This is a genomic window from Microcoleus sp. S28C3 (assembly GCF_036700785.1).
Lineage (GTDB): Bacteria > Cyanobacteriota > Cyanobacteriia > Cyanobacteriales > Microcoleaceae > Microcoleus > Microcoleus asticus.
In genome coordinates this window covers 42053-54602 of sequence record NZ_JAUBPO010000020.1, presented here as the reverse complement: position 1 = coordinate 54602, position 12550 = coordinate 42053, and the positions used below count along the sequence as shown (strand labels likewise).

Sequence of the window (12550 nt, the reverse complement as noted above, 5' to 3'; positions counted from 1 at the left end):
CTCAGCAACATCGGCTTAGTCTACTCAGAATTGGGAGAAAAACAGAAAGCGCTAGAGTATTACACCCAGTCGCTTCCCCTGAGACGGGCAGTAGGCGATCGCTCTGGGGAAGCTCTCACCCTCAGCAACATCGGCTTAGTCTACTCAGAATTGGGAGAAAAACAGAAAGCGCTAGAGTATTACACCCAGTCGCTTCCTCTGAGTCGGGCAACAGGCGATCGCTCTGGGGAAGCTGTCACCCTCAACAACATCGGCGGTGTCTACTCAGAATTGGGAGAAAAACAGAAAGCGCTAGAGTATTACATCCAGTCGCTTCCTCTGAGCCGGGCAACAGGCTATCGCTCTGGGGAAGTCGCCACCCTCAGCAATATCGCTTCTGTCAAACGCGACCAAAACAATCTTACCGAAGCCCTCAACGACATTGAATCCTCTATCAAAATTATCGAAAACCTCCGCACCAAAATAGCCAGCCCAGAACTCCGCAGCTCATACTTTGCCACAGTCCAGAACTACTACGAATTCTACATCGATTTGTTAATGCAACTGCACAAAACTAATCCTAAATCCGGTTACGATCGCAAAGCCTTAGAAGCCAGCGAACGTTCGAGAGCTCGCAGCCTCCTCGAACTTCTCCAAGAAAGTAACGCCAACATTCGCGAAGGTATTTCCTCCGAGTTACTGCAACAGGAAAAGAGCTTGCAACAGCAACTCGATGCCATTGAAAAGCAGCGTATCGAAACAATCAGCCCCCCCAACCCCAACGCCACTAAAATCGATGAAATCGACAAACAGCGCCTCGCACTTTTGCAACAATATCAGCAAATTCAAACCCAAATTCGTAGTACCAGCCCCCGCTACGCTGCCCTCACCCAACCCCAACCTTTAACGCTACCAGAAATTCAGAAACAAATTCTCGATGAAAACACGATTTTATTGCAGTATTCCCTCGGGAAAGACCGCAGTTATTTGTGGGTGGTGACATCAACCGGACTAACCAGCTATGAATTACCAAAACAGGTTGACATAGAAACAGCAGCAGTGGCTTTCCGCACCGCAGTCACTAGCCCAACCCAGAGAAATATTCCCCAAAAAGTTGCCCAAGCAAGTGCAAATCTCGGTCAAATAATTTTACAGCCTGCCGCAGCCCAATTAGCAAACAAACGCTTATTAATTGTTCCCGACGGCGTGCTGCACTATACCCCTTTTCCCGCTTTAACTCTTCCCCAAACCGCCGGACAAAATACCAATGTTCCCTTAATTGCCGAACATGAAATTATCACTCTGCCTTCTGCCTCAACTCTCGCTATTCTCAGGCAAAATTACGGAGATAGAAAACCGCCCAGCCAAACTTTAGCAATTTTAGCAGACCCTGTTTTCAGTCCAGACGATGAAAGAATTAAAGGAAAAATCACCCAAGCAACAACAGAAAAATTAGAAGCAAATAACCTCGGTTTAAATCGCTCGGTTCGCGCTTCCGAGATAAAATGGCCCCCCGATCGTCTACCATTTACCCGCCAAGAAGCCCAAACAATATCCAGCTTATTCCCCTCAGCTTCTAGCCGTCAAATATTTGATTTTGATGCCAGTCGCACTACTGCTACCGATGGAAATTTAGTCAATTATCAAATTATTCACTTAGCCACCCACGGCCTTGCCAACAGCCAAAATCCCGAACTGTCAGGAATGGTGATGTCGATGGTAGATGACAAGGGCAATCTTGTCAATGGTTTTTTGCGCCTCACGGATATTTTCAACTTGAAACTGGCGGCAAATTTAGTGGTTTTAAGTGCTTGCCAATCGGGCATGGGACAGAATGTTAAAGGCGAAGGAATGGTGGGATTGACGAGGGGTTTTATGTATGCGGGGGCGCAGCGGGTGGCGGTGAGCTTGTGGAGTGTAGATGATGAAGGAACTGCTGTGTTAATGCAAAAGTTTTATCAGAAAATGCTGCAACAAAAGTTAACACCTGCGGCAGCTTTGAGGGCCGCGCAGATGGAAATGATGCAGCAGGAAAAATGGAAGTCTCCCTATTATTGGGCGGCTTTTACCTTGCAAGGAGAGTGGAAATGATATACAGCACTATTGCTGGTAAGTAAGTACATAGCCCTTGTAGGGATACGGCAATGCCCTGTCCCTACGGGGATCGAAGAGCGATCCGGGTGTATTTCATAAAAGTGGAATCTGCTGTATGACTTTTATGAACTCAAGATTATGAAACTTATGAATTGACTTGAAGCTCAGCCAGTTTTAAAATGTTAATTAACTGGGGTCAGTAAGTCGCATGAAAAACTCCTACCGCGTCTTAATATATGGAAAATCGACTGACTCAAACTCAACTAAAGCAAATAGTAGCTGAAGTAGAACGCCTTTCTAACCTCCGGCAATCTGAACTTGATTCCGAAGAAGTCAAAGAAATTTTGCAGGAATTGAATTTGCCTCCAGAGTTGCTAAATGAAGCTTTAATCCAGTTGCAGCGCCGGGAAGCACTAGCCCAGCAGCAGCGGCGAAATCGGTGGATTGCAGGAGGATTGGCTGCGGCTGCGGCGGGGGCGATCGCAATTACCGGATTCTACATTCAGCAAAACCGACAAGCGATCGATCGCGTTTCAATTCAACAAAACCGCATAACTTCAGTGCAGGATGATGGCGGCAATTTGACAGTTATTTCCCGCCAAAATAATCCTGAAATATTTTACCGTACTACGTTAAAAGATGCACCGATAGGGAAAAAACTGTCGTTATCTTGCGATTGGATTGACCCCAGCGGTCAAGTTGTCAAACAAAACCGCTATCAGACTCGCGAAATCGACAAACCTATCTGGAATACTCAATGCCGCTACCAAATTGGTACTGCTGCTGCTACCGGAAATTGGCAAGTTAAAATGTTCGTTGAAAGTCGTGCGATCGGCAGTACATCCTTTGAAGTTAAATAATTATAAAAAACTCGCCTATGGATAGATTTTAATATGGGAATCACCAACAAACCGCGTCAATTTTTAGGATACTGGGGCTGCGATTCTCGCCACAAATCAGAAGCGCTGCTGGCGAAAATTATCAGCCAGTCTGCCAGAGAAATTCCAGTTCAAAAAGTCGAGGATTCTTCCAGTTTTTCCACCGCAGGCAGCGAAAATCATCCAATTTGGAATGTTGCTAGTACCGAACTCGATGGCGCGCCAAGCTTGCCGACCAAAAAGAGCAATTCCCTGCGGGATAGCTACGCTTCACGTACTTTGCAAATCGCCGCCCTTTCAGCATCTGGACTATCTACATATCCGTCAGCTAACGGTTTGCTGTTACCTGATGTCTGGGTAAACGTTCGAGAAAATTGCCTGATTTTGGGAAGGGAACCCTTCGGGCGAGTAACGCTTTACTGGACGCAAATCGGGCAGAGTATTTGGTTTGCATCGAGTTTGCAAGTGCTGTTAAATATTTGCGAACAGCCAGATGTAAGCATTCCCGGTTTGTACGGCTATAGCTGTTTTTCCTATGTCCCAACTCCTTTAACTCCGGTCAAAAATGTATTCGCAGTTCCCGCAGGAACCGAATTGACTTGGGAGTGCGATCGAGATAGCGGTGTCATTTTTGAACCAAAATCAAAACGCTTGTTGGAATGGGGAGAAAGTTCAGAAAAAATACAAGACGAAGCAGAAGCGATCGCACAATTGCAAAACTTACTTAAAGATGCAGTTCACCGTCAAATTGCCGATATAAACAGCAGTGAAACTGTCGGAGTATTTCTATCAGGCGGTTTAGATTCCTCAGTTGTCGCAGCTTTATTAGTAAAAGCCGGAGTCAAAGTGCGCGCTTATACTCTCGACTTTGGCGAAGCCGGAATTCCTGAATATCCTTGGGCTGAACAAGTAGCCTATTCGCTGAAAATTCCCTTAGTAAAAGTAGATGCCAGGCCGCACCGGATTAAACAAGTTTTGCATTCTGCTGTGAAAGCTTTAGATTTGCCTTTTGGCGATGGAGTTACAGTGCCTCTGTACCTTTTAAATGAAGCTGCGAGTCAAGAAACCGATCTCGTTTTCAACGGCGAAGGCGGCGATCAGTTATTTGCGGGATGGACGAATAAACCCCTGATTGCAGCGGGTATTTATCAAGCTGCAAATCCTGCCGGAGACGAAGCTTTTGCCCTGCAATACCTGCGAACTTTTCACCGGATGTGGGGATACGAAACTAAAGTTTACCAGCCGCAAATTTATACTCAAATTCAGAATTTGCACCCTCAAGATTGGCTGCTAGAGGCTCTTAATCCTGCTTTGGGCGGGTCTTTGCTGCACCGCCTCCGCCGCGCGGGGTTGATGCTCAAAGGCGCGCAGAACATCCATCCCCGCGCTGCTAATTTAGCTCTAGCTTTTGGTCTGAAAGTGCGATCGCCCTTTTGCGATTTTGCCTTAACAGACTGGACGTTTAAACTGTCTGGAGAATTGTGTTTGCGGGGTGCTTGCGAGAAATACATCCTCAAACGAGCCGTGGAAAATTGGCTGCCTGCGGAAATAGTTTGGCGAGAAAAACGGGGTATGGGGGTTCCCTTAACCTCCTGGTGTTTTAATGAATTTTGGCATCAAATTGGCGATTGGTTGAACCCTGCCGTGCTGCTGTCAGAGAAACGCTGGCAACCCGATTTAGCTGCTCAAATTGTGTCCGGCAAGTTCGCAGCGGGAATTCAAGGCCGCCGCATTGGCGAAATTATTTGGCTGTTAATTATGTGGCAAATTTGGCGATCGCAAATTTTAGGTGAGTATGTGAAAAACAAATCTTGGAATCATCCGTTTTGGTTGCCTCGCTCGGTTTGGAATTACCGCCAGCAGTGGGCAGAATAAACGCTAATCCCTTTATTTCTCGGCGGTAAAAACCGCGTCTACACAAACGAATTCAGCCTTCGCGGACTAAAGCATAAGTGAGGTATTAAAGCTGGATTTGGGATAATTGCTAATTAAACAAACATCTACTTTACCATTATGTCCACAATCGCCGATCGCGAATCAATTCTCAAAGAACCGCCTTTTACTCTTTCCCTAGCCGAAGAGTTATTAGCTACCTACGGTTCCCCGCTTTACGTTTATCAAAGCGATATTTTGCGCCGGACTATCGCCCGCATTACTAAAGCAATTTCCTATCCGCGAACTCAATTTTGTTTTGCCAGCGTGACAAATGGCAACATCGCACTGCTGCAAATTTTTCAAGCTTGCGGGTGGGGACTGCACGCCAATACACCGGGAGATATTTATTTAGGAAGTCAGGCAGGTTTTGCGCCCAATAACATTGTTTACAGCGGCAGCAATTTGCACCGAAATGAGATGGCACAAGTTCTCAAATGGGGTGTCAAAACTCTGAATTTCGACAGTCTTGCTCAGTTGCAGTTGTGCTGTGAAGTTTATCAATCTCTCAGGGAAAACCAACAGATTTTAGAACCGCCTAGTTTGGGTTTGAGACTGAATTTGCCCGAACTAACTGGAGACAGTCGAATTGGAGTGCGATCGACAGAATTCCCAGAGGCGATCGCCCTCGCTAGAAAAGCCGGATTAAAGCTCAGCGGATTGCATTTTTATCGCGGTACCGGCACTAATTCTACCGCAGCTTTTACTCAAGTAATTGATACTATAATTGCCGCAGCTCAGCAATTGCCAGATTGGGAATATCTCGATTTTGGCGGCGGTTTTGGCTACCCTTACCGCAGCGGGGGTACAGCCTTTGACTGGGAACTGTTCGGAGCAGAATTAACCAGCAAAATTAGCCAACTCGATCGCGAAATTCAGCTAATAGTTGAACCAGGGCGATCGGTTGTAGCAGGATGTGCTACTTTGCTCGCTCAAGTTGTTTCGACAAAATGGCAAGAAGCCAAACAAATTGTCGGCGTGGATACTACTGTTGCTAATCTTTCAGTGCCGTCAGTTCACGGCGGTTATCGAGAGATTTATACCTGGAATTGCCGGGATTCTCTACATCTGACTGATGTTTGCGGCAATACTACTTATTCGCGGGATTATTTGGGAAAAAACTGTCATTTACCAGCTTTGAGAGTTGGGGAAATCCTGGCTATTTTAGATGTGGGAGCCTACGGCTATGCCATGTCATCGCACTTTTTGCACCGCCCCAGACCTGCGGAAGTGCTGTTAGAAAATAACCAGCATCGCGTGATTCGCCAAAGAGAAGGTTACAGCATTTTGTTAGCAAATCAAGTTTTTTGAATATTCAATAGGAGAAGTTTATGAAGTGCATTAACTGTCATACTGACAATAATTTAAAAGATCGCACGGCAAATAGCGGCCGCTGTGTACGATGCAGGCATAAGTTTGCATTTGAACCGACTTCAATGACTGGTGTCAAAATAACTGACCCCATGTTTGCCAAGGCGATCGCAGATATTTCGGTTAATGATACGCTGTTTTTTACCCCGAAGCAGTTATTTTACCTTTTAGACAAGCGATCGAGACCAAAAAATGATGAACTGTTCTACACAATCCCAGGATACGTAATTATTAATATAGTTTCGGGTATCTTTGTTCTTATCTTAACACCCAATCTATTTTCAGAAGGGAGTATAGCTTTCATTTTGGTAATGTTTGCGATCAATTGTTTATTGATTGCAGGAACTTTTACTGCTAGCCGTTCTAGGAAATATCCGTACAAACAACGCCAGAACTTTGCAAAGACTTTGCAAGTTTGGGGAGGAATAGTTCTGGTGTGTGGAATTGGTGTAAGTCTGTTATCAAATTCCTTTCCGCTGTTTTTAGCTAGCTCTGCTATCGGACTGCTATCTATCTATTTGGGAAGCAGAAAAATTGACAAAAAACCTGCAAACAGTCAACAATTTACTATTGAGTTAAATCAGTTTCAAGGTTGGCTTAATACTTGGACCGCAATTAACTCTATGACTAAATTGCTGCCGCCTCCCCGCGCTCTAAATGGAAATACCGCCGTTAGTCCTGATGTCAGCGCTTACAGTTTTGACAGATTAGTTGTGTGCGATCGCCCAGAAATTGCCCAATTTTTAATCGCCAACAATTTTCACTTTGAAAACAACTGTGCAGTCCTCAGCATTACCGGATATCCGCAAAGTATCTTCGACACAACTATGGAAATGCTGCGCCGAAATCCCGACTTAAAAGTGTACGCTTTGCACGATTGCACTCCCCGAGGAATTGGTTTAGTTGACCACCTGCGCACCAGTCCTAATTGGTTCCCAGATAGCAGCGCGCTAATTATTGATATCGGACTGCTGCCCCGGCAAATTATGGCGGCTGGCAACAGTATGCTTGTTTTAAATTATCAGGAATATGCAGGAGATGCTGTACAGTTACCGCCAGCAATTCGCCAAGATTTATCCGCTGAAGAATTGGAGTGGTTGGAATTAGGTAATTATGTAGAATTGGAATCGTTTAGTCCTCAAAAACTGATTCAAATTTTGAATCGAGGAATTGCCGGCAGTCGAGATTTAGGCAGCGATGACAGCAGTTTGATTCTGCTAGGCGGCACGGATAGTTCTATTTATGTTGTTGACAGTTTTGGTTGAGGTTTGTGGGGAAACGGCATTGCCGTCTCCGCGCAAATATCCTGTGCGGTAGGGAAACGGCATTGCCGTGTCCGTGCAGATAAGGAAACGGCAGTGCCGTTTCCCTACAGATATAATGTGCAATTAAGCCGATTTGATATTACTTATTACCTTGCAGCCAAATTTCTAAACTCGTCAACAGCCACAGTTTAACGCCGTAACGCCCCCAGGTATCTCCTTCATACTCTAGCCATTGACCTATCAAAGATTGGTTGAAATAAGGAGCGATCGCAGCTTTTTTCGACAGCAGCAAACCCTTAGTTTCTCGCTGCCAAAACTTCTTAAATCCCAACTGTACTGGAACCAGCATCCCGCTTTTGGGCCTGTCTAAAATTTCAGCGGGCAGAAGGTTTGCAACCGCTTGTTTTAACACAGCTTTTTCCACAACTCCGGAGAGTTTGTATTCCGGCGGAATCGTCATGCTCAAGTCAACTATTCGCTGGTCAAAAAGAGGCGATCGCCCGTGCAAGTCAGCAGCTTGAGTCAAGTTGTTAACTTTGGTCAAAATCTGGTCTGCTCCCTTAAATTTAATATTTAATGCCATTAATCGATTGAGATAATTGCCGCTGCTATTCAAATCCGCACTAAATACCGAAGATTCTGTTTTTACCGCTGCCAAAATCTCCGGTTTTAACAGTTGAGGCAAATCCGCAGCGCACTTTTGAAATGACATCAAATATGCTGGCAGCGCATCCAAATTAGTGAGCGAATTGTACAAGCTGTTAATTAGCATCGGTTGATTTTTTGGCCCGCCAAAACAGGGGTCGCCACCTTCGCCGTTGAGGACGATTTCGACAGATTCTCGCGCCAATTTTCCTAATAGCAAGTTTGGCACTGTCAGGGGGTCGCCGATCGGATCGTCTAAATAGCTCATCGTTTCTGGCAATTTTTCCCACATATCCCGAAAGGTAATTTCTAAAATGTGGTGTTGAGTTTGGCAGTGTTGGGCAACTAAACTGGAAAACTCTAATTCGTTGGCGCATTCTGCACCAAAATGAATTGAGTAAGTGTGAACTGGTCGATCGTGAAATTTAGCGGCTAAAGCGGCGATGCAGCTAGAGTCTAACCCGCCGGAAAGAAAGACGCCTACAGCTTGATTTGCAGGCAAATATTCTCGGACAATTTCATCTAAAAGAGAGCGCAATCTCGCGCCGTGCCATTCTAAAGATTGTTCGGCCTCGACAACTTGTTCTCGGAGTTCCCAGTAAGCGGAAATTGTCTCGTCAGGGAAGCTTAAAACGGTTCCTGGGCGCAGTTCTCGCACTTGCTGCCAGAGGGTACGATCGCCCGGAACAAAGGAGCAGCAGAGGTAATCTCGCAGCGCTACGAGGTCGATCGCCCTTGAATGGTATTGTGCGATCGCCCGCAGTTGAGGAGAAATCCAGCGAGTCGCGCCAACATCAGTGTAGTAGAGAGTTCGCGCACCCGTGCGATCGCGCACCAGCCGCAAAACTTGCCCTTCTCTGTCCCAAACCGCAAACGCGAACATACCCGCCAGCATCGGCAAACATTCAACGCCCCAGCGTTCCCACAGTTGAGCGACTAATTGGCGATCGCACCCCTGCCAACTATTCGCAGCAATCCCCAATCTTTCCAGCAATTCTAATCGGTTGCTCAGCCAAATATCGCCGACAACTGCAAATTTTTCTGAGGGACTTATAATTATCTGAACAGTTGGGTTTGAGCAAATAATAGCAATTTGACCTTCTCGCCACGCTGTATTATCTTCGATCGCGTCTGTTTTCCCCCAAGCTATCCGCCAATTTGAGGCTAATTCAACCAGAGAATTTGGAGGTAGAGAGGATTTTTGTTTTTGGCTACCTGTATAATTAAAAAATGATTTTTTATCGCTCATTTTTGCCAACTCAATATCATTATAAATATTATCAACTATAACTTACATCTTGCACCATTCTCAAAAACGGGCAAGATGCCCGTTTTTGAGAATGAGTTTTTTTGTGGGGCGGGCATCTTGCCCGCCCATAAAAGGGTTTATCGCCCGCTAGCTAAAGCCTCCCGCAATTTGCGGCCCCGCGATTTATCCCGAAGTTCTGGAGTCGCCATCCGCAACACAAAATCCAGCAGCCAAGGAGCAATTCGGTGACACCAAACTGCTAGATGACTTTGATATCCTACTAAGATTTCCGGCGCATCTTTGTGCAATCCCGCGACAAGTGCTAATGCAACTTTTTCGGGAGTTGTGGGTACTACCCAGCGAAATTGTTCCAAGTCTCGCACCATGTCGGTATCTGTTAGAGAGGGCAATAAAGCTGTGACTCGAACATTGTACTGACTTAACTCGCTGCGCAAAGCTTGGGTGAATCCCAAAATGGCAAATTTGGTAGCAGAATAAGTTGCCATTGTGGGAGCGGCAATTTTTCCCATCAAGCTAGAAACATTGACGATTGTTCCTTCTTTTTGAGTCGCCATTCGCCTCGCAATCAAGCGGGTAATTGTGTAGGTTCCGAGCAAATTTAAGGCGATTTCTTCCTCGATTAACGGGAGTGGCGAACGCAAGAAAGATGCTTGGTGGGCGACGCCCGCACAGTTGACTAGCAGGTGAATCTGGCCGAAATCTCGCCAAGCTTGGGCGATCGCAATATTCACCGCTACTGACTGAGTTAAATCCAAAGCTAACGGCACTACTTCTGCGCCAAAAACATCGATTTCCTCTGCCAGTTCAATTAATTGCTTGCGGTTGCGCGCCACAATCAACAAACGTTTGACTCCTTGTCTCGCTAATTCCAGGGCGATCGATCGCCCAATTCCGCGCGAAGCTCCTGTAACAAGAGCTGTTTTTCCTTGAAGTTGCATAGATTAAACCTTTTGGTTGATGCTCACCGCAGCACGGAGTTATGAGTTGTGAGTTGTGAATTATCAGTTATGAGTTGAATGTTTTGGCGGTAACAACTCATAATCCATAATTTTGGGAAAGGCTATCTTGTTTCGATAGACCTCATTTACTTGTGGGGTTAACTCAAAACCAAAAACTGTTGAATCGCTAACGTGCGCGTGAGTTGAACTAAACTTTTAGTTTGCCAGGAATCAGTCAAATATCTCGTCACTTAACCTCATGCAAGCAGACAAACGTGAGATGAGAAAACCTAGTCGGGAATCATGCCAAAGCTGGCTTTAGTACCGCTCTTTATTAAGTTAGCGTCGGCGGACTTTGCCTGTGTAGCCGCGAATTTATTCGCCGGGGATTGGTTTTTTTCAGTCCGCGTCGGCGGACTTTGCCTGTGTAGCTGCGAATAAATTCGCCGGGAATATTCGCCTGGATTGGTTATTCGTTTGGGCTTAATTACCCCTCTTTTTTTAGTCCGCAGAGGCAGACCATATCCTGTGCAGTCGCGACTTACAATCGCCGGGGATTCGCGCGAATTGGCACAGGATAATTGAGCAATGCAGATGATCAATTCCACACCTCCTAGATATGAGAATTTCCTATCTACACATACCTTAACAACTAGAAGTTAAAGCGGCAACAATTTTTAATAAATATTCCGCAACACTTCTTTACACAATTCTCATACGGCAGATTTCCAAGTGCCGTGAAAGCCCAAAGGTATGACTCCGGGCAATTCTAGCTGGCAAACAGGTTCGCGCGAAAGTCCGTCGCTGTCAAATATCCAGACTTCGCTGCTGTCAGAATTGCCGTCATAAATAACTGTTACTATCCAACCTTTCTCCGAGGAAATATCTGGAACGTAGATGGGCTCAGCAGGATAGCGATTTTTGCCACAGTCGGCAATTGTGAGATTGCGGCTTTGCGTGTCCAAACGGGCGATCGCACCGTAACGTTCCGGTACAATATCAACGTCAGGCCGATACATTGCCAGATAAATATATCGCGAGTCTTGCCCTATTTCTGAAGCAGGTACCGTCGGAAATTCGCAAGGTTGATCCAACAATTCTTCGGCTGCTGTCACTTTCCCAGTTTGAGGATTGAGATGCACCCGCCACAGAGTCCCCTCCGCATCAGTGCGAGTTTCACCCGCCGCTACTTCTTTCAGCCGCTGATTAGTTTGAAAGTCAGCGAAGCGCACAAAATCAACCGCCACCGAACCATCTTCTTTGACAAAACCGTTAGCAAAATGCCACTGGAACCAAGGTTCCGTTTCACCCCGACTAACTAAAGATAGAGTTTCCGAGTCAATAACTAATATCTGCGTTCCTAACTCCGGTTTCCATTCAAAAGACTCACTGTAACTGCTAATTCCAGCTAAAACTGGTAAAGCTTTTAGTCGCATCGGCGGCACAAAAAATATGAGATACTTTCCCGCAAAAACAAAATCGTGGATCATCGGAATTCCATCTAAAGCAACTGTTGCTTTTTGGAATATTTGGCCTGTACTATCGCTTTTATAGAGATTCAACTTTGTACTAGCACCCTGTGTAATTCCAAAGTTAAAAATATTCCCAGTAATCGGGTCGCGCTTGCAGTGAGCTGAATAAGAATATCCACTCTCTAAACTTCCTAAATCGTCCGTTCCGCGAGTTTCCAAGGTTTGCAAATCGAGGCTGTGAGGCGGGCCTGCTTCCCACAAAGCTAAAAGCCGATCTGGCAAAGCTAAAACAGAAGTATTGGCAACATTTTTAACAGGTTTTCTCCAGCGCAGCCACACAGGCCCCGGTGCTGTCATGCCGTAATTACTGTAGAGAAATTTATCAGCTTTTTCCTCAGCTTGATATCCCGCTGTCTGCACGTAGCGATAAACAGCCGCAGCACCCGCATCGGTAAAATGTACTGCTAAAATTGCACCGTCGCCATCAAACCAGTGTCCCGCATTCATGCCGCCGCGTTCCAAACGTCCCGGCCCGTTGCGGTAGAGAGTGCCGCGCAATCCTGCGGGAATTTTACCGCTTTTAACCAATAGCTGAGTCAGCGGAAACTCTGCAGCCGGACGGGCTAAAGCTTGAGCCCAAGATTTTTTAGCTGAGATTTGAGTGTCGGTTTTCATTTGAAACTCGCAAGTTTTAACTGATATGACA

Annotated in this window: 8 protein-coding genes; 5 read left to right on the top strand and 3 right to left on the bottom strand. The window is 45.9% G+C overall.

Annotation, left to right across the window (positions count from 1 at the left end):
* From QUA13_RS08600 to QUA13_RS08580, 5 genes are all read left to right on the top strand, one after another.
* A partial coding sequence (locus QUA13_RS08600; protein WP_333197947.1) for a CHAT domain-containing protein occupies window positions 1-2070 on the top strand: 2070 nt, incomplete at its 5' end.
* A 239-nt stretch (window positions 2071-2309) separates the two neighbouring features.
* A complete protein-coding gene (locus QUA13_RS08595) occupies window positions 2310-2933 on the top strand; it encodes a DUF3859 domain-containing protein (RefSeq protein WP_333197946.1) in 624 nt (207 codons plus the stop codon).
* A 33-nt stretch (window positions 2934-2966) separates the two neighbouring features.
* Entirely contained in the window at window positions 2967-4826 is a 1860-nt protein-coding gene (locus tag QUA13_RS08590; RefSeq protein WP_333197944.1) for an asparagine synthetase B family protein, read from the top strand.
* A gap of 138 nt (window positions 4827-4964) precedes the next feature.
* Complete coding sequence (locus tag QUA13_RS08585; RefSeq protein WP_333197942.1) at window positions 4965-6194, top strand: decarboxylase; 1230 nt, start codon at window positions 4965-4967, stop codon at window positions 6192-6194.
* A gap of 20 nt (window positions 6195-6214) precedes the next feature.
* Entirely contained in the window at window positions 6215-7519 is a 1305-nt protein-coding gene (locus QUA13_RS08580) for a hypothetical protein (RefSeq protein WP_333197940.1), read from the top strand.
* A 139-nt stretch (window positions 7520-7658) separates the two neighbouring features.
* Here the strand turns inward: QUA13_RS08580 and QUA13_RS08575 are convergent, their stop codons facing one another.
* The 3 genes from QUA13_RS08575 to QUA13_RS08565 form a co-directional block, all read right to left on the bottom strand.
* On the bottom strand, window positions 7659-9413 hold the full coding sequence (locus QUA13_RS08575; RefSeq protein WP_333197939.1) for an asparagine synthase-related protein: 1755 nt from the start codon (window positions 9411-9413) through the stop codon (window positions 7659-7661).
* A gap of 137 nt (window positions 9414-9550) precedes the next feature.
* A complete protein-coding gene (locus tag QUA13_RS08570) occupies window positions 9551-10372 on the bottom strand; it encodes an SDR family NAD(P)-dependent oxidoreductase (RefSeq protein WP_333197938.1) in 822 nt (273 codons plus the stop codon).
* Window positions 10373-11085: 713 nt separating this feature from the next.
* A complete protein-coding gene (locus QUA13_RS08565; RefSeq protein WP_333197937.1) occupies window positions 11086-12519 on the bottom strand; it encodes a carotenoid oxygenase family protein in 1434 nt (477 codons plus the stop codon).
* Window positions 12520-12550: the final 31 nt, after the last annotated feature.